This is a genomic window from Mesorhizobium loti (assembly GCA_014189435.1).
Classification (GTDB): Bacteria; Pseudomonadota; Alphaproteobacteria; order Rhizobiales; family Rhizobiaceae; genus Mesorhizobium; species Mesorhizobium loti_G.
This window is the reverse complement of the sequence record CP050293.1, coordinates 2,492,940-2,512,182: the sequence shown is the minus strand read 5'-3', so window position 1 is coordinate 2,512,182 and position 19,243 is coordinate 2,492,940. Positions and strand designations below refer to the sequence as shown.

General features: G+C 58.8%; 13 protein-coding genes and 2 pseudogenes. 7 read left to right on the top strand and 8 right to left on the bottom strand.

All coding sequences use genetic code 11. The features are described 5' to 3' along the window. Nucleotides 1–120: 120 nt before the first annotated feature. Together HB777_12050 and HB777_12045 are read right to left on the bottom strand one after the other, a co-directional pair. A pseudogene (locus HB777_12050) lies at nucleotides 121–195 on the bottom strand (heat-shock protein). A gap of 258 nt (nucleotides 196–453) precedes the next feature. After that, nucleotides 454–693 carry a hypothetical protein gene (locus HB777_12045; GenBank protein QND64572.1) on the bottom strand — a complete coding sequence of 80 codons (240 nt, stop codon included), beginning with the start codon at nucleotides 691–693 and terminating at the stop codon, nucleotides 454–456. A gap of 426 nt (nucleotides 694–1,119) precedes the next feature. On the opposite strand from HB777_12045, the gene HB777_12040 reads away from it, so the two are divergent. Together HB777_12040 and HB777_12035 are read left to right on the top strand one after the other, a co-directional pair. Then, nucleotides 1,120–1,443, top strand: a complete 324-nt coding sequence (locus HB777_12040) for a hypothetical protein (protein QND68746.1) — start codon at nucleotides 1,120–1,122, stop codon at nucleotides 1,441–1,443. A 1,972-nt stretch (nucleotides 1,444–3,415) separates the two neighbouring features. After that, nucleotides 3,416–4,276 (top strand): alpha/beta hydrolase, encoded by an 861-nt coding sequence (locus HB777_12035; GenBank protein ID QND64571.1) that lies wholly within the window; start codon nucleotides 3,416–3,418, stop codon nucleotides 4,274–4,276. Between the two features lie 161 nt (nucleotides 4,277–4,437). Here the strand turns inward: HB777_12035 and HB777_12030 are convergent, their stop codons facing one another. From HB777_12030 to HB777_12020, 3 genes are all read right to left on the bottom strand, one after another. Further along, complete coding sequence (locus tag HB777_12030; GenBank protein ID QND62432.1) at nucleotides 4,438–4,725, bottom strand: hypothetical protein; 288 nt, start codon at nucleotides 4,723–4,725, stop codon at nucleotides 4,438–4,440. 98 nt (nucleotides 4,726–4,823) lie between these two features. After that, a complete protein-coding gene (locus HB777_12025; protein QND64570.1) occupies nucleotides 4,824–5,189 on the bottom strand; it encodes a response regulator in 366 nt (121 codons plus the stop codon). Continuing rightward, nucleotides 5,182–6,243, bottom strand: a complete 1,062-nt coding sequence (locus HB777_12020) for a PAS domain-containing protein (GenBank protein ID QND68745.1) — start codon at nucleotides 6,241–6,243, stop codon at nucleotides 5,182–5,184. Before HB777_12020 ends, HB777_12025 begins: the two co-directional genes overlap by 8 nt. A 584-nt stretch (nucleotides 6,244–6,827) precedes the next feature. On the opposite strand from HB777_12020, the gene HB777_12015 reads away from it, so the two are divergent. The 3 genes and pseudogenes from HB777_12015 (at nucleotide 6,828) to HB777_12005 (ending at nucleotide 10,538) form a co-directional block, all read left to right on the top strand. Next, on the top strand, nucleotides 6,828–8,951 hold the full coding sequence (locus HB777_12015; protein ID QND64569.1) for a catalase: 2,124 nt from the start codon (nucleotides 6,828–6,830) through the stop codon (nucleotides 8,949–8,951). An 11-nt stretch (nucleotides 8,952–8,962) separates the two neighbouring features. Then, nucleotides 8,963–10,024: pseudogene (locus HB777_12010) on the top strand (flavodoxin family protein). A 298-nt stretch (nucleotides 10,025–10,322) separates the two neighbouring features. Next, nucleotides 10,323–10,538 carry a CsbD family protein gene (locus HB777_12005; protein QND64568.1) on the top strand — a complete coding sequence of 72 codons (216 nt, stop codon included), beginning with the start codon at nucleotides 10,323–10,325 and terminating at the stop codon, nucleotides 10,536–10,538. 29 nt (nucleotides 10,539–10,567) lie between these two features. Here the strand turns inward: HB777_12005 and HB777_12000 are convergent, their stop codons facing one another. From HB777_12000 to HB777_11990, 3 genes are all read right to left on the bottom strand, one after another. Next, complete coding sequence (locus HB777_12000; GenBank protein ID QND64567.1) at nucleotides 10,568–11,719, bottom strand: AI-2E family transporter; 1,152 nt, start codon at nucleotides 11,717–11,719, stop codon at nucleotides 10,568–10,570. A gap of 100 nt (nucleotides 11,720–11,819) precedes the next feature. Then, on the bottom strand, nucleotides 11,820–12,734 hold the full coding sequence (locus HB777_11995) for a hypothetical protein (protein ID QND64566.1): 915 nt from the start codon (nucleotides 12,732–12,734) through the stop codon (nucleotides 11,820–11,822). 214 nt (nucleotides 12,735–12,948) lie between these two features. Then, on the bottom strand, nucleotides 12,949–14,238 hold the full coding sequence (locus tag HB777_11990) for a divalent metal cation transporter (GenBank protein ID QND64565.1): 1,290 nt from the start codon (nucleotides 14,236–14,238) through the stop codon (nucleotides 12,949–12,951). Nucleotides 14,239–14,715: 477 nt separating this feature from the next. Here HB777_11990 and HB777_11985 point away from each other — a divergent pair, with 477 nt between their 5' ends. After that, nucleotides 14,716–15,078, top strand: a complete 363-nt coding sequence (locus HB777_11985) for a response regulator (protein ID QND64564.1) — start codon at nucleotides 14,716–14,718, stop codon at nucleotides 15,076–15,078. A gap of 89 nt (nucleotides 15,079–15,167) precedes the next feature. Continuing rightward, nucleotides 15,168–18,776 (top strand): PAS domain S-box protein, encoded by a 3,609-nt coding sequence (locus HB777_11980; protein QND68744.1) that lies wholly within the window; start codon nucleotides 15,168–15,170, stop codon nucleotides 18,774–18,776. The last annotated feature ends 467 nt before the right edge of the window (nucleotides 18,777–19,243 follow it).

The following is a 19,243-nucleotide window of genomic DNA, read 5'->3' as shown; positions in this document are numbered from 1 at the left end:
GCGGGACCGCAGTTTGCGCATCTTCCGAGCAGTCCGGCGACCTTGCGCTGCCGCTGCGTATCTCGGCTGATCTGCTGTTGCTGCGCGGGGGCAGCATTGCTCGACGACGCGAGACCAATGCGACGAGGCTTCAATGTCAAAAAGACGAAAGCCGACCGTGGAACGATAAAGGGGGGCATAGTCAGCGCTTCTCATAGCCATATCCTCCGTAAAGCAACATGGGTTACAAGCGGCGTCGCAGCGTTACCGCAACGCCAGGTCCGTCGAGCCTAATCTAAGCCTTGACGGCAAACGATTTGGAAATGACCAATAAATCGTTCAAGAGCAGCAACGAACTTTTTTTGCTCGGCTCTCCGGTACGTTAAATTCGCACAAAAAGGGTCGATTTCAGACAACGGCAGCTTGCCATTGAGCCGGGCGATGTGTTCGGCTGAAGGCTCTTTTCCATGCCGGCTAGGCCCGAGTTTCGGTCGCTGTTTTGTCTGTATCAGTAACAACAGCGACGGCCTCGGTTTTTTGGGCATGGTCCGCAGCGATTTTCAGTAGAGTGGAAGCCGTTTCATCGGGCGTCCACCCCTGCGCTTCTGCGGCAGCCACCAATGCCGCGAAGGCGGCTTCCAAGGCGACCTCGCAGTTGACCTCCCTGTCTGGGCTACTCTCCGGCAAGATTGGTGCTTCAACGGCTTGGGACATGCTCAGAAAGCGGCTCGCCGACGAAAGGTTCCCATCTCTTTCAGGGCTTTCCGCCGTAGCGTTCTTCCCGTACTGGTTTCAGGTTGCCTCTCTCACCGAGCCCATCTACTGGCATCTCTTTGCCTGCCGGAATCCTCGATCCTGGGAATCTTGTCCCCGTCCCCTCGCCCAAACTTCCTCCGTTGTTTGCAACCGAGCATGCCTCGGGAGTGGCGACGAATGATGACGAACCGTATCGTTCCGCGCCACACCAGCTAATCTGTCGGAGAGTCAGGGCATCGCCTAGAATGACACTTCCTGCGGCAAGGGGCGGCGCCCGTTATTCCTTGGATGTCACATGCCATGATTGATCTGTGATTTTCCGGGAACAACCTCAGCTCCAGAGCGTTTTTGTCCCGACGGGACAGCTCAGGGAGAGTTGTGATGATTAGGAAACTAGTTCTCTCATCGGTGATCGCAGTCACTTGTGCTGTGACCGCCGTCTATCCGGCCAATGCCGGCGGTGTCATTATCGGCTTCGGTAGTGGTTATGGCGACGACTATGGAGACAATTACGACTACTATGGTGATGGTGATCGGTACCCCGACTACTACGGTCAAGGTTATTCCCAATACTACAACATGTATGACAACGGCTATAGGCCCCGTTATTACCATCGGCATCATCGACACCATTGCCGCGTAGTGCTGATCAAGCATTGGCGTCATCACCACCGCGTCATCGAGCGAGTTCGCATCTGCAGGAGGTAATGGTATCAGGTCCGGCCAATCTGGCCGGACCTGCGCCTTTACGCGCGCTCGGTACTCCAGTTCTCGCAGTCGATACGTTACTTAACGCGGGTGGTCTAATTGGCGACATCGCCCGGTCGCGCGCCGTTTTCGGCTCTAAGCCCTGCGCGAGCCACGCAGCGAGGCGGTGCCATATTCCGGAGGAAGTTCAAAAATCTTCAACCACCAGCGCGGCGGCGGCCAGCCTACATAAGCGGTCAATCCTGACAAGAGCCGGCGGCTTGTGCCTGAGGCAGGTACCCCGTCGCTCTTAGGTGGACTGAGCGACGGGCGGTGTTGCCTGAAATGCGCAACTGCAACTTTAGCCGCAAGTGGGATGCTAAAACCGCACGGTAATAAAACCGCACGGTAATGAAGTCTTAAAAAGCCCCGTCGGGGTCTGAAGACGAGGCATCTTGGGTCGTCCGCCGTTGGTCCGTTGGCTGGCAAGGTCTCTCGATTCGGCGAGCTTTCCGAATCGCGAGATTTCTTGGTCAGTTGGCGCTGGCGACGGGCGCCACCAGCGGCGTGCTAGGGCACAGTCTGGCTCGACGGCGATTGTCGCGACGATCCACAAGCTGTCCGCCGCGTCGCGATAACCTCGGCTTTGCAAGCGCTGCAAGAAGGCTCACCAGCGCGCGTTTCGGCGCATGCTCAATACCGCCCGGCAGGGGGCCACGAGGAACGACCGAGGGTAGGTTCCGGTTGCGCAACCAGACGGCAATCTTGAGAGATTGTTCCAAGACAAACAATAAAGCCCCGCGACGCTAGCGGAGGCGCGGGCCGATCAGGTGTACGAGTCGCGATCCAGCAGCAATACCCGGGAGATATAGCTGCCAACCTTGTGAACTCTTAGCGCAGGCTAACGTTCCTGATGGCAGCGACAGGTTGATGACTTTCCGACCAAGCGGCTGCCAACGCGGTTCAGGCAAGGATGAAGCCGGCCAAAAGGACCGAAAGGACAAGCGAGAGGGGTACGGCAAGAAGCCACCGAGCCTCCAAAATGCTGTTATGCCGATTGTCCATTGGCTCGTGCCTCCTGATTTATTTCTCCGCATTGAAACGAAGTGCGGGACCAAGAGGTTCCGGACTCGACGATGACCTTCGTCGTTTAGTACCAACGCCTACTACCGTAGAAGCCGCCGCCTAGCAGAATAACAATAAGAACGATGACCAGAATTGTGGTGATATCCATATGCGCCTCCTATGGCTCTGACCCACGGCAAATGGCAATCGCGGCTCTGGCCGCATTGGTAGAAGCCAGGATGGTACGGCGCAGCCCAAGGGACGTTCAAAGGGCCTTCGTATCCGCGGCGATAGAGGCAGACGTCCTTGATGCCAGCTTCATGAAGAACTGAACCGTTTGCCTCAACATCCTTGGCCTAATGTCGAGCTTGGCGCGAGCTTGCAATGATCCTGCTCAAGTCAACGCTTGCCTCGTCCAACGCTCCAAAGCACCTCAACAGCAGGGTGGACGGGATAGCCTCTAACCGCGGACCCCACCACGGCCTTTCGCGAGAGCCCTGACTTTGCTTAGAAGCTTGGTAATTATAGTCATGCATGATCCTCGCGAAGAGGAGGTCAGCGGTGACGATTTCGGACTGTACTTGGTTGAGCTCATTCATTTTTCTGTCGCTCTGGCTCGGCTTTGGCTTTTCCGCCCGCCCAGCTTGGTACATCAACCGTCGGTAGCGGTAGAAGGTTCCGGCACAAATCTCGGGCTGCACCATTCGACCAGCCATAGTTTGTTGGTGAGAGTGTTATACGTGATGACCAGTCCGACCTCCGGTTGTCATTGAAACAAGACAGAGCGGTCGCTGGTCGCTTGCTGATCGTTGCCGACCCATGCAGGCAGCCTGGCTCTTGGTCGACACACGGCCCCGATGAACAGCGCGGATCCAAAGCCCGATGTTGGATGTGGAACCTCCGACCACAGCCAAGGTTTAGCTACTTGATGTTCGAAGGTTTCCGACTTGAGAGAATCCAGCTGCCCGAGGCGACACTTCGGGTCAGGCACGGCGGTTCAGGACCACCTATCCTGCTTCTGCACGGCCACCCTCGCACACATGCCACCTGGCACCGTGTTGCGCCGCTTCTCGCCGAAAACCACACGGTGGTCTGTCCTGACCTTCGCGGTTTCGGGCAGTCTTCTATTCCCGACGACACCCACGATCATGCAGGTTCCTCCAAGCGCGCGAAAGCGAGAGATTGTGTCGCGCTCATGCGCCATCTGGGTTTTGATCGCTTTGCCGTCGCCGGACACGATCGCGGAAGCTACACCGCTTTCCGGATGGCGATGGATCACCGGTCCGCGGTAACGCATCTCATCGTTCTGGACGGCGTTCCCATCCTGGAAGCGCTCGAGCGATGCGACGCGCGCTTCGCTACGGACTGGTGGCACTGGTTCTTCTTTGCCCAGCCCGACAAGCCCGAACAGGCGATCACGGCCAACCCAGAGGCCTGGTATGGCGGCTCCGCCGATCAGATGGGTGCGGAGGCGTTTGCCGACTACAGAGCGGCAATCCTCGACGCTCGTGTCATCCATGGGATGATTGAGGACTACAGGGCAGGCCTCTCAATCGACCATCTGCACGACGCGGATGACCGAAGGGCCGGCCGACGGGTCCAATGTCCCACTATGGTTCTATGGTCGATGCGCGATGATCTGGAACGGCTTTATGGCGATGTTCTCGGCGTATGGCGCCCGTGGACGACAAGCCTGCAGGGGAGAGGCATTGCCTGTGGACACCACATGGCTGAAGAAGCGCCAGTGACGCTCGCAGCGGAAATCCTGGCTTTCTTAAGTTCCATCTAGAGCACGAACCCATAAATTTAGGCGCGTCGGCGGGTGTCCGCGTTGATACGTATTGCGGACTCAAGTCAGACATCACGCGAGATCCGACAAAGCGTCAATAGCCGACATCACCACGCACGGTTCGAATGACAAAATAGACCGCCAACTAAGACGGCCTACGATCATGCCTGCCGTGTCAGCGCTGGTGACCGGGCTGGCTCGTGGTCCTCCACGCTGTTTTCGTTCACTTGGAAAGCTTTGCCCTCAGGCTTCGACTGGTTGCGCTTGTCGCTGGACTGCTGTGGGTGCGCAGGTGAGCGAGCGGGCTCTTGGTCTTCCACGCTGTTTTCATTCACTTGAAAAGCTTTGCCCTGGAGCTTCTGCTGGTTGCGCTTGTCGCCGGGCTTCTGCTGTGGTTGGCGCTGTTGATTTTGCGCGGTGTTATTGTTCACTTCGAGTTCTTTCACCATCGCGTCCTCCGTTGCTGGAAGACAACGCCCGCCATTGCGGTGGGTTCCAGGCACGATGGCCGATACGCCCGCCAAACAATTGAGATTTGCTTCCGTGATCAGCCAGAAAGAAGGCGCTCGAATTTGGCGGTCAGTTCGTCAAAGCTGAACGGTTTGCGAAGGACGGCACGGTTGCTGAAGCCTTCGTGCATGTCGCGATCGCTGTTGCCGGTCGAATAGATGAACGGCACACCGCGCTCCGCAAGCGCGTCGGCCACCGTGTTGCTGTCGTCGCCGTCAAGATTCATATCCAGCATGGCGGCATCGAAAATCTGTGCTTCGATCAGGGCGATCGCCTGTGCGATCGTGGCGGCTGAGGTGACGGACTCGCAGCCAAGGTCGCTCAGCATGTCTTCAATCATCATCAGGACCAGAATTTCATCCTCGACAACGAGCACGCGCCGGCCAGAAAGCAGTTTATCCATCGCGAGTTCCCGGTACCGGAATGTTCATCGTGCAGATCAACCCGTCCGGGCGATAGTCGAGTTGCACAGTGCCTTCGAGTTCATGGGTCAGGCCGCGCTCGATCACGCGCGAGCCGAACCCCTTTCGCAGCGGCGGCGTAACCAGCGGCCCGTCCTTCTCGCGCCAGGACAGGATCAACCTGCGGCCCTTCGAGACCGACTCGATCGTCCAGTCGATCCGGATCGAGCCCTTGTCGTTGGAAAACGCACCGTATTTCACCGCGTTGGTCGCGAGTTCGTTGAAGGCGATGCCAAGCGCCAGCGATGCCTTTGTCGAGAGGCGGATGTTGTTGCCTGTTATCACCAGTCGCTCGGCCCGCCCCTCGGTGACGCCGAACGGTTCCAGGGCATCGTGCAGCACGTCGAGCAGCCCGGCGCTGTGCCAATTTTCACGGGTCAGCAAATTGTGCGACCGGGAGAGCGCGAACAGCCGGGACTCGACGGCTTCGCGGATTGCTTTCGGATCGGAATTAGCTCGCGACGCCTGCCAGACGATCGACTGCACCGTTGCCAGCGTGTTCTTCACGCGATGGTTCAGTTCGTCGATGAGCATTTTGGATTGCGCCTGCTCCTCCTTGTGTCTGGTGAGATCGACGAAGGAGGTAAAATACTGGACGACGGCGCCGCTCTTGTCCTGGACAGGACTGGCGAAAAGGCCCGCCCAGAATTCGATGCCATCCTTGCGCCGGTAAAGAATTTCCGTACCCGCCTCCACATTGGCTTCGAACTCGACTTTGATACGCTTCAGCGCCCTGGCGTCGGTGCCGTCCGCCATCAGAAAATTGAAGGGCTGACCGAGGACCTCTTCCCTGGCGTATCCAGTCAAGGCGAGGAAGGCGTCATTGGCAAAAATGATCGGATAGCCGGGCTCCTTTGCATCGGCGAAAACCATTGCCATTCGTGTTGTCTCGGCGGCAACCACGAACGGGCCAAGGTCGTCCTCAAAGCCCTCGACTTCGGCTTCGGCGTCCTCCTGCTCTTCGGACTTGTCAACTATGCTGGACATGTTGAAGATCCATCTCACCCGCTAACCCGTGGCGACGCCGTTCGTCTCCAAAGGCTTTCTTTGGTAGCTCGCTAGGGGGCGAAAGCGCGATCGACTCTTTCAACCGCCAGCGCCCATACAGGCTGACGACCCTTGCTTTGTACCCGTCCGACAGTCGGTTAGCGAGTCATTCCGTCGCCGAGTTGCGGCCTGGTGCGGCATCTCGAACTTGATCACGGCTCGCTGGAACGATTGGTCAGAGCCGGCGTTCCTTGACTGCTGCGGACCGTGTCAACCGGGCGTGGCGGCACGGTGAACAGGATGGTTTTCCCGGTTTCATATCCTGGCCAAGCAATGGCAATATCATCTGTCCCGCCCGGTCTGCAGCATCCAACATCGTTGGGACGGATCGGTCCAGTCGCGATTGCCCGAATTGAGCGTCGTTACCATCGAGACATCGGCGCGAAATGCGGCTCTTTGAATTCCGCCGGCCGGCCGTTCAATAGGTTGAGCGCCCTCGGTATGTCTCCATGTAGCCGATCGATTGCGGAACCTCACGGCGTCGTGGCCATTGTGAATGAGTGCGCCAGCCGAACTCTTTCAAGGAACAAGCCATGGCCAAGTCTCCAAGCCGCAATGCCGGCAGCCAAGCCGTCATCCATGACCAGAAAATGGTTCGAGGCGAAGGAGGCGAACTACACCAGATTGCCAATGGCGCCGTTCCTGTGCTCACCACCGCCCAGGGCGGGCCGGTGTCGGATGATCAGAACTCATTGAAGATCGGCGCACGGGGTCCCACGGTCCTCGAAGACTTCCATTTCCGCGAGAAAATTTTTCACTTCGACCACGAGCGGATCCCCGAGCGTGTCGTGCATGCGCGCGGCTACGGCGCGCACGGCTATTTCGAAACCTATGAATCTCTGGCCAAGTACACTCGCGCCGACATTTTTCAACGCGCCGGTGAGAAGACCCCAGCCTTCGTGCGATTCTCCACCGTCGCTGGCAACAAGGGATCAGCCGATCTGGCGCGCGACGTGCGCGGCTTCGCGGTCAAGCTCTACACGCAGGAAGGCAACTGGGACATCGTCGGCAACAATATCCCGGTGTTCTTCATCCAGGACGCCATCAAGTTTCCCGACCTCATCCATTCGGTCAAGGAAGAGCCCGATCGTGGCTTCCCGCAGGCTCAATCGGCGCATGACAATTTCTGGGATTTCATCTCGCTGACGCCTGAGAGCATGCACATGATCATGTGGGTCATGTCGGATCGGGCCATCCCGCGCTCCTTGCGCTTCATGGAAGGCTTCGGCGTTCATACCTTCAGGATGGTCAACGCCAAGGATGAATCCACCTTCGTCAAGTTTCACTGGAAGCCGAAGCTCGGCATGCAATCGGTGGTTTGGAACGAGGCGGTGAAGATCAACGGTGCCGATCCGGATTTCCATCGCCGCGACCTGTGGGATTCGATCCAGGCCGGCAATTTTCCGGAGTGGGAGTTGCGGCTGCAGCTGTTCGACCAGGCGTTCGCAGACAGTTTCGATTTCGACGTGCTCGACGCCACCAAGCTGATCCCCGAGGAAATCCTGGCGCCTGTCCCGGTCGGTCGTCTCGTGCTCGACCGCATGCCCGACAATTTCTTCGCCGAGACCGAACAGGTCGCGTTCATGACCCAGAACGTGCCACCCGGCATAGACTTTTCCAACGACCCGCTGCTGCAAGGCCGGAATTTTTCCTATCTCGACACCCAACTGAAGCGGCTCGGCGGACCCAATTTTACGCATATCCCAATCAACGCGCCAAAGTGCCCGTTTCATCACTTCCAGCAGGATGGCCACATGGCCATGCGCAACCCCGTCGGCCGGGTGAACTACCAGCCGAATTCCTTCGCCCAAGGCCCGCGGGAGTCACCCCAGCTTGGGTTCAAGGCGTTCGCCGAAGTGGAAGAAGGCCCAAAGCAGCGGATCCGTGCCGAGAGCTTCGCCGATCACTACAGCCAGGCACGACAGTTCTACATCAGCCAGACATCGCCGGAGCAGCAACATATCGCGGCCGCACTGACCTTCGAATTGAGCAAGGTGAAGACCCCGGTCATTCGCGAACGGATGGTTTCGCACCTTCTCAACATCGATGATGGGCTTGCCAAGAAAGTCGCTGCGGATCTCGGATTGAAGGCAATGCCGAAACCTGCCGATGCCGCTGTTGCCACTCGCCGGGATCTTGCCGCCGCGCCATCGCTCAGCATCCTGGAAAACGGGCCTCAACAGTTCAAAGGCCGCAAGCTCGGAATCCTCGTCACCGACGGCACCGACGCCGCACTGCTCAAGGCCCTGACCTCGGAATTGGCCAAGGCCGGCGCCAGTTTCGAGATCATCGCTCCGAAGGTTGGCGGCGCGAAAGCCAGCGACGGCAGCCTGATCGAGGCGCAACAGATGATCGGGGGCGGCCCCTCCGTCCTCTACGATGCAGTAGCGTTGCTGCCGTCGAAGGCCGCGATGGCCGACCTGATCAAAGAAGCGACCGCGCGAGATTTCGTCGCCGACGCTTTTGCGCATTGCAAATTCATTGGTTATGTCGACGCCGCGATGCCTCTTTTCGAAAAAACGGGTATCGCCGGCAGCCTCGACGGAGGCGTCATTGCGCTATCGGGACCAAAGGATGTCACCGGCTTCCTGACGGCCCTGGGCGCCTTACGTCTATGGGCGCGCGAGCCCAAGGTGAAGATGTCCAAGCTGTCGTGAGGTAGTGAGTAATGTTTGAATGGCTGCAGCGTGGAGATAACGCCCCCGAGCCCCGAAAAGGTATGCCTAGCCCGCGCCTGAAGGAAGCCGAATTCAAGCGGCGGTATCGTGAGCAATTTAACGACCCCGCTTTCGAAGCTGCCGCTGCAGAACTCGACATTATCGCCGACATTGCATGGCAGGCCTATGACGATTCCCGCAAGAGTCCGCGAACCAGGAAAGCAGGCAAGGCGCCGACGCTGCCTACGACCTTTCGCTTGACTGGATCGCGGCCAAGGCTGCGATAGACGCGGCACAGCGCCGCTACGAAGGTAGCAAGAAACGCCGCGTCCTCATCATCAATGCTTCATCACGCAGCGAGCACACATGTCCGGGAGAAATGTCGAAGAGCTATCGCTTCGCGGAGATCGCTCGCGAAGTGTTCAAAGCCAACAAAACAGAAGTCGAAATACTGGATCTATCGCGGCTAGCCTCGGAATACGGCCGCAACATCCACCCTTGTAAGGCCTGCTTCTCGACTGCGGCCGCGCTCTCCTGCTATCCCAACCACTCGCTAGGCCAGACGCAGGATTGGATGAACGATATTTATCCCATGTGGGTGGCAGCGCACGGCATCATGATTATCACGCCTGTGAATTGGTATCAGGTATCGTCGCCGCTAAAGCTGATGATGGACCGGTTGGTCTGCGCCGATGGCGGCAACCCCGATCCAAGCTCGACGCATGGAAAAGAGGCGAAGGAAGCCAAAGAACTTGAACTGAAGGGCTGGGACTATCCCAGGCATTTGGCTGGCCGTCCACGGCGACACCGAGGGCGCGGAGAATGTTCGGCGCTCCCTCTCCGACTGGCTGAAATCGATAAAGATGATTCCGGCCGGGCCCAATGCCGAGCTTGATCGCTATATCGGCTACTGGAAGCCTTACGCGACCAGTCATGACGAGTTGGATCAGGACAAAGGCATTCAGGAAGAGGTGCGCAACGCAGCGCGCACATTGCTCAGCGCCGTGATGGCCCAGCGCGACGGCGATCTTGTAGCCGCAGGACAGTCGCTGGAAGACCCAAGACAGAAATAAAGGTCTCTCAATATTAGCGTCCTTACCGCCTAGCCCTTCCGCGCAGGGGCTTTCCGGGCTTGGTATGCGCATCTAGCGCGTGCCTTCTGGACCACAAACGGTTGTCAGCACCTTCTAGCGGGCGGGGCGGCGTGCCTTTGAACGGTCCCCGCTTGTCGCCACCAAACAACAGTTGGTGCGTGATTTCCTTCTTCGAACCCGTTGCACACCAGCAAGCGGCTACGGAGTGGAACCCGCGGCCATGGTCTGCGTTTCCCAAACGCTCATTCAACGAATTTCAACCACAGGAGCTACGATCATGGGAAGCACCAGCGATAAAGCAGCCGGCATTGCCAATCAGGCGATCGGCGACGCCAAGCAGGGGCTTGGCAAGGCCGTCGGCAACGATAGGCTTCGCGCGGAGGGCGCTGCACAGGAAGCCAAGGGCAAGGTCGAGAAGGCGGTTGGCGACGCCAAATCTACTATCAAGGATGCGACCAACAAAGCGGCGGCGGCAATCAATAAACACCTATGAAATTGATTGATGGGTAGGGCTATCGAGACCTACCCATCTTTTGTTTGTTCGGCGCTCTCTCCGGCTGGCACCGCGTTATCCTGGGCTGCCAGAAAGTTTGCTACGTGCTGCAGAGCCTCAAAGTGATCGCAGAAGACCTTGATTACGACGAGTAGAGGCACTGCCATCACCGCACCAACAAATCCCCATAGCCAAGACCAGAACGCGATGGCGATGAATATTGCCACGGAGTTGATCTCAAGTCGTCGGCCGACGAGCGTCGGCGTGACAAATTGGCCTTCCAGCACATCGCACAGAAGTACAAAGGCCGGGGCTAACAGCGCGTAGGACAGACTGTCGAAGCTGATCAACCCGATGACTGCAACCAGAACGATGGTGATCAGGGCACCAACGTAAGGCAGGAAGTTCAGAAGGGCTGCGGCCGCTCCCCAGAGCAAGGGATTGGGCATCCCAAGCCCCCAGAGACCGAGAGCGATAACGGACCCCAATCCGATGTTAATGAGCGCAACCGTGAGAAGGTAGTGCGAAACCTCGCGCTCGACATCATAGGCGACCTGAAGCGCTCGTTTCTTATCGCTGAACTTGGGAAATGACTGAACGATCTTCTCGTAGAACATCGTTCCGGAGGCGAGAATAAACAGCGACAGCACGAAGATGATGGTGATGCTGGTGCCCGCCGATAGAAGGTTTCCAGCTGCCTGCGAGACAATGCCGGACGGGGCGACTACAACTTTCTGGACGCCCGGATCCTGCGCTGCACCGGCAGCACTCTCGACCTGATGCGAAATCTCGATGAAACGCTCAAAGGGATGTTTCAGATCGGAAAGCCGTTCACTGAGTTTTTGGCCGATCGAAGGCGCATTGCTGATCAGCTGGACAATCGGATCGCTCAACAAATAGCCCGCGCTAGCCACGGCGCCTATTGACAATACGACCAGCATCGTCGCCGACACAGCTTCCGGCACCCCATGCTTTTTCAGGAAGCGAACGACCGGCCGCAACGTCAGCGCAAGCATGAATGCCAGGATGACCGGCATGAAAAAGTCACGCGCAACAAACAGGGCGTCCACTGCCATGAAAATGAATATCCCAATCAGCAGAGACCGGATCAAATGCGTATCGGCCTGCGAATTAGGGGTGACTGCATCTCCTGCGGCCACCCCAGCGGATTCGATTTTCATGGGTACCTCCAACGCGATGGTCGCCCTGGCTGGCCGCGACGATGATTGAGAAAGCCCGACTTCGCGCCGGGCTTTCTCTTCTTGAATCGAGCGGACTGCTTTAGCGGCTGGTCAGGAAAACCGCTTCCTCCTCGTCGCGCTGCCTGCCGCCGAGTGCGGCCGCGACACTGGCGATGAAGGCGCCGATCACCAGCGACAGCGCACCGATCAGCGCGAAGGTGGCAGTCGCCTTCCTGGCGATATCGGCTGCCTGCTTGGCCTTGACCTCGGCGTCCTGCACCTTGGCAAGCACCGCGTCGACGCGCACCTTGGCGTCCGCTTCCGACAACCCCGTGCGCGAAGCCACCAGCTGCGACAGATAGGTCTTGTCGTCGGCCGAAACCTCGCCTGCTGCGGCGCTGGCGATCAGAATGCGCGATGCCTGCGCCGTTGCCGCCGCGTCGCTTTGCGGATTGGCAGCGGCGAGCTTGGTTGCATCGGCCTGACGGAAAAACGAATCCACGAAATAGGATGTCGCCTGGTCGGCCGCTCCGCCAACGTTTGCCGAGGCACCTGCCGAAGCGCCCATGGCGGCCCCCGAAGCGACGGTCGACACCGCCTGCACGCCGGAGCCGATGGCCGCAGAGAGAGCTGAGCCGAGTACACCGACGACGAGCAGCGTTGCGAGCGCCCAGGCAAGGAAGCCATGGGCGGTGTCACGGAAATATACCTCATCGGTATGGATGCCGGCCCATTTCGTGCGCAGGCGCCCGGCAAGATAGCCGCCGACGCCCGCGGACAGCCACTGTACGATGATCAGCCAGACGGCGGTGGAAACCGCGAATGTAGTGACCGAGGCGCCCGAGCCCGACCATGGCGAAACCATAGTGAGCCCAAGGCCGGAGCCAAGTAGCATCAGAATGAACGTGAGCGTGCAGGCAGCGAAGGCGCCGGCGATGATCGGCCCCCAGCTGACGGCGGTGGAAGAGGATTCCGTCGAAGCGGAAACATCGACCCCCGAGAGGATTGGTTGCATAGCAGCCTCCTACCGGACGAAAAGCATGATGAGGATGATGATAGGAATCGGAATACCGAGCAACCAGAGCAAGATGCCGCGTCCCATGAGAGCCTCCCGTTACTGCGTTACGATGCAGTAATAATTCGGTGATCGGCCTTTCGTTCCGTGTCCAAATGGATACGTCATTTGCGATCAACAGTTTGCCTAGTAGCAGAAGGGCATCGGGGCCTAATCACCAGAACAGCTGGAAGATCATGACCACGGCTGCCGCCGCCATGACGGCAGTTGCGAGCCAGCCGACGAGCCGCATTGCCAGCGAAACCGTGCTTGTGCCCATGACCTCGCGTCGCGCCGTCATCAACATCATGATCGCCATCACGGGGACCGCGACGACACCATTGACCACCGCGCTCCAGAAAAGGGCCCTTATCGGATTGATCGGGGTGAAGTTGAGAGCCGCGCCGATGAGGGTGGCCACTGCGATTGTCCCGTAGAAGGCCTTGGCCTCGAGCGGCTCGCGCTCCAGCCCGGTTGGCCACTTTCGCGATTCACCGAGCGCATAGCCAGCCGAGCCGGCGAGTACCGGGATGGCGAGCAGTCCTGTGCCGATGACCCCGAGCGCGAAAATGAAAAAGGCAAACGAGCCGGCAACTGGCTTCAAGGCTTCAGCCGCCTGGCTCGTGGTTTCGATGTCGGTGACGCCGTTGACGTGCAAGGTAGCTCCGGCGGTGATCATGATGGCGAGGGCGACAATATTGGAAAACGCCATGCCGACATAGGTATCCAGACGGATGCGCTCGATCGCACCTTGCGCTTGTTTGGGGGCGCCTTTGAGCGGATCGCGCTCTGGCTTGGCCTTCATGTCCTCCACCTCCTGGGAGGCCTGCCAGAAGAACAGATAGGGACTGATGGTGGTCCCAAAAATCGCGACCACCGCGGTCCAGAATGGAGCATCCGAGGTGAATGTGGGGATGAACAGACCTTTCGCCACCTCATTCCAGGGAACGTGAACCACCATAGCGGTTCCGAAATAAGCGAACAGCGACAGCGTCAGCCATTTAAGAACGGAAACGTATCGGCTGTATTTCAGGAAAACCTGGAGAACGACCGACACCGCCCCGAACAGAACGACATAAACAAGCAGGGGACCCCCTACGATCAGCCTCAAGGCATCCGCCATGGCGCCGAGATCGGCGCCGATGTTGATGGTGTTGGCGATGAGCAGGAGGGCTACGACGGATTGCAGCAGCCAATTCGGATAGTAGAGCCGCATGTTGCCTGCAATGCCTCGCCCGGTGGTCCGGCCAATCCGCCCGCTGATTTCCTGAACGACCGACATTAGCGGGTAGCTGAAGAGCATCGTCCATGTCAGGGCGAATCCGAATTGGGCGCCGGTTTGCGAATAAGTTGCAATGCCGCTTGGATCATCGTCGGAGGCACCAGTAATCAGACCGGGGCCAAGCACGCCGAGCAATCGCGGCTTTGACGGACCGACGACTGGATTGGCATGTTTCGCGCCCATGGGTGCCTTTCGCCGATGAAATCTGGTCTAACAACTCGCCAAGTCAGCAAAAGCTCCAGCGCAGGGCCTATTGGCGTATCTCGGTGACGGCGGGGGGCTGGTGCCGATTGCCGGAACTAATTTGCCAGTCGAAACTTCCTTTCGAAGGATTCCAAGTCGACAGGGTCATTTTGCAGTTGGTCGACACCCCCGTTGAAGCGCAAGAGGAGGTTTAGATGGGCTTTTTCGGTAAGTACTTCTTACGCGGCCCACGGCGTCAGCAGGCACATACTGCCCCTAGAAGGCCTTTAGCGAGAGCGTGCGGATGGCGTTCGATTCAACGTATGCATGTCGGGTTCACAAAGACAGCCATCGCTCACGAACATAATACGACACCTCATGGAACCTTCCCCCGAGACGCGAGTTTCGTGTTGACTGCGAGCTCCGCAGTCAGGGGGCTTCTGATAACATGCCGATTTTGCTGCTCATGGCCCATTGATGGCCGTTATTCTCATCGTTGAAGACGAGGTATTCATCCGCCAAACCGCCGAGTGGACAATTGGCGACCTGGGTCATACCGTCCTCCTGGCCGGCGATCTGGCCGCCGCACTCTTGCACCTGTCGACGCCTCCACAAATTGACGCGCTCTTTGTCGATATCCGCCTCAGTGCATTGGCCTTCGGCGGATACGACGTGGCGAACCAGGCCATCAAGCTTCAGCCGGGATTGCGGGTGCTATACACGTCCGGCAGCCCTCTCACCGCCGATATGACAGAGATGTTCGTCGATGGGGGTCAATTCCTTCAGAAGCCCTATTCTCCGGCTCAACTTGAATATTCCGTCAAAGAACTTCTTCACTGACATGGCTTCGTGGCTTTCAACATTGAACGAGTCGCGGCCGTAGATCTTTGTTAGGAAACCTGATCTCGAATTTACCCACGGAGAAGGACATCGAGAACCTACTTGCCCTGTCCCCTGACAACGCAGCACATCATCAGACGGACGAGTCCATCGTTAAAGCGGGCGCCCTGCAGAGCGCGATCTTTAACAGTGCGAACTTTTCCAGCATCGCCACCGACGCCAAAGGGGTGATTCAGATCTTCAACGTCGGCGCCGAGCGGATGCTTGGCTACACGGCTGCCGAAGTGATGAACACGATCACCCCGGCCGACATCTCCGATCCACAGGAGTTGATTGCGCGCGCTCAAGCCTTGAGCACGGAGCTTTCGACTTCGATCACGCCAGGCTTCGAGGCCCTGGTGTTCAAGGCCTCGCGCGGAATCGAGGACATCTATGAGCTGACTTATATTCGCAAAGACGGAAGTCGGTTTCCGGCGGTGGTGTCAGTCACAGCGCTGCGCGACGCGCAGGACGGCATCATCGGATACCTCCTGATCGGCACCGACAATACCGCGCGCAAGGAGGCTGAAGAGGCGCTCCGCCAGGCAGGCGCGTTGCAGAGCGCGATCTTCAACAGCGCCAACTTCTCTAGCATCGCCACCGACGCCAAAGGTGTGATTCAGATCTTCAACGTAGGCGCCGAGCGGATGCTCGGTTACACCGCGGCCGAGATGATGAACACGATCACCCCGGCCGACATCTCCGATCCGCAGGAGTTGATCGCCCGGGCCGAGGCGTTGAGCGTCGAACTCGGCACCTCGATCACGCCCGGCTTCGAGGCCCTGGTCTTCAAGGCGTCGCGCGGGATCGAGGACATCTATGAGCTGACCTATATCCGCAAGGACGGCACCCGGTTCCCGGCGGTCGTGAACGTCACCGCGCTGCGCGACGCGCAGGACGCCATCATCGGCTACCTGCTGATCGGCACCGACAACACCGCGCGCAAGGAGGCTGAGGAGGCCCTGCTCCAGGCAGGCGCCCTGCAGAACGCGATCTTCAACAGCGCCAACTTCTCCAGCATCGCCACCGACGCCAAGGGCGTGATCCAGATCTTCAACGTCGGCGCCGAGCGCATGCTGGGCTATGCGGCTGCCGAGGTGATGAACAAGATCACGCCGGCCGATATCTCCGATCCGCATGAGCTGATCGCCCGCGCCGAAGCGCTGAGCGTCGAACTCGGCACCCCGATCACACCCGGCTTCGAGGCCCTGGTGTTCAAGGCCTCGCGCGGCATCGAGGACATCTATGAGCTGACCTATATCCGCAAGGATGGGACCCGGTTCCCGGCGGTCGTGAATGTCACCGCCCTGCGCGACGCTCAGGACGCCATCATCGGCTATCTGCTGATCGGCACCGAGCTCAAGGCCGGCGCTCTGCAAAGCGCCATCTTCAACAGCGCCAACTTCTCCAGCATCGCCACCGACGCCAAGGGCGTGATCCAGATCTTCAACGTCGGGGCCGAGCGCATGCTGGGCTACGCGGCCGGCGAAGTGATGAACAAGATCACGCCGGCCGACATTTCCGATCCGGAGGAACTGATCGCCCGCGCCGAGGAGCTGAGCGTCGAACTCGGAACCCCAATCACGCCCGGCTTCGAGGCCCTGGTCTTCAAAGCCTCACGGGGGATCGAGGACATCTACGAGCTGACCTACATCCGCAAGGATGGAACCCGGTTTCCGGCGCTCGTCTCGGTCACGGCCCTGCGCGACGCTCAGGGCGCCATCATTGGCTATCTGCTCATCGGCACCGACAACACCGCACGCAAGCAGGTCGAAGAAGAGCAGAAAAAGTCCGATCAGCGCCTGCGCGACCAGCAATTCTACACCCGCTCGCTGATCGAATCCAACATCGACGCGATCATGACCACAGACCCCTCCGGCATCATCACCGACGTCAACAAGCAGATGGAGGCGCTCACCGGCTGCACGCGCGACGAGCTGATCGGCGCGCCGTTCAAGGACTACTTCACCGATCCGGGACGGGCCGAAGCGGCGATCAAGCGCGTGCTGCGCGAAAAGTCGGTCACCGACTACGAGCTGACGGCGCGGGCCCGCGACGGTAAGCAGACTGTGGTGTCCTACAACGCCACCACCTTTTACGACCGGAACCGTAAGCTGGAGGGCGTCTTCGCCGCGGCGCGCGACGTCACGGAGCGCAAGCGGGTCGAGGTGGAGCTGCAGCAGGCCAAGGCCGTCGCCGAGAGCGCCAGCCGGACCAAGTCGGACTTCCTGGCCAGCATGAGTCATGAGATCCGCACGCCGATGAATGCGATCATGGGCATCTCAGACTTGCTGGCGAAGACCGCGCTCACCCCCGAGCAGGACAAGTTCGTGCAGATCTTCCGCCGCGCCGGCGACAACCTGCTGAACCTGATCAACGACATCCTCGATCTCTCCAAGGTCGAAGCCTCGCAGCTTGAGCTAGAGCAGACAGGCTTTTCGTTGGCTGACCACCTGGAGAAGGTGATGGAGATGGTGGCGCCTCGTGCACATGAAAAAGGGCTGGCACTGGTCTGCGAGATCGCGCCGGACGTCGACACCGACCTCATCGGTGATCCGACACGGTTGCGGCAGGTGCTCCTCAACCTGCTTGGCAATGCGATCAAGTTCACCCAATCAGGGCGGGTATTTTTAAAGGTTGAGCCGGATGGGGATCGCTCGGTTCCAACCGCCCTGCGGTTCACCGTTTCGGATACCGGCATAGGCATTGCAGCAGAGAAATTGGGGCAGGTGTTTGAACGGTTCACGCAGGCCGACTCATCGACCACCCGCAGGTTCGGTGGATCGGGGCTGGGTCTCACGATTTCGAAGCGCCTGGTTGAGTTGATGGATGGACGCATCTGGGTGGAAAGCGAAGTTGGGAAAGGAAGCGTGTTTGGCTTTGCTCTCCCATTCGAGGTCTGGGCTGAGGCCAACCGGCCGGCGGCCACGCCCGCCGGCATGGGGGCAGAGGCACCACTGCCCGCGCTGCGGATCCTTCTCGCCGAGGACTCACCCGACAACTGCACGATCGCCCTCGCCTATCTCGAGGATACTCCCTACCGGATCGACGTGGCCGAAACGGGAGCATTGGCCTGCCAGATGTTCACGGCGGGCCATTATGATCTTGTCCTGATGGACCGACAGATGCCGCTCATGGACGGTTTGACCGCAACGCGAACCATTCGAGCTTGGGAGAAGACGAACGATCGTGCGCCAACACCGATCATCGCCCTGACGGCCTCTGCTCTGAAAGGGGATCGGGAGACATGCCTCGCGGCGGGGTGCACGGCCTATCTAAGCAAACCCATCAAACAGCACATCCTGCTGCAAGCGATAAGGGACTATTCCGTGGTGGCAGTGCCATCGGCACGAAAGGATGGCGAGCCGCTGCGCACGACCTCAAGGGCGGACCAAAGATTGATGGAACGCACACCCGCCTATCTCAGGAATTGTCGGGAGGGCGCCATTGCGATGGTTGAAGCTCTGGATAGGTTTGACTTCGAGGCGGTCTTGATCCTGGGGCACAATATGAGGGGATCTGGTGGCGCGTTCGGATTCCAAGCCATTACTGACATTGGCGCAGGCCTTGAACAAGCGGCGGAAATCGCCGACGCCGAAGCGTCGCGGAAATGGGTAGGCGAATTGTCCAGTTATCTCGATCGTGTCGAGGTCATTTGATCGGCCAGTTGGAAAGATCACCGAATTCTGCGATTAGCGCCGAGTTGGTATATGACTCATGAGGCCTAGGACAAATCGATCCTCGTTGTCTTCAGATCCACACGCGCACTGCCGCTGGTAAAGGCGGCTCCGCCAGAGTAGCAGAGAGGCCGTTCAGCCGTTCCGAGGGGCGCTGGCTATATAGATGAGCGTTCGGATTCCGTGGTTGATCGGGACGTCAGAGTACTGAGCAAATGCGATCATGCCCAAGCGTGAAAGATCACAAGCGGTCACTCGATACATGCCCCAGTTAACGGCACCAGCGTTCTAGAAATGGAGCGCAAGTATTTGATAAATAATGTGATTACTGTCAAAGTGTATTGGTGCATAACCATCCCACTCATCCTATTTCTATCACGTAGGATCACGCTGTTACACATTGAATCATCGACATTTTTTACTTGTCGAACTCCCGGATATTGTGGCAG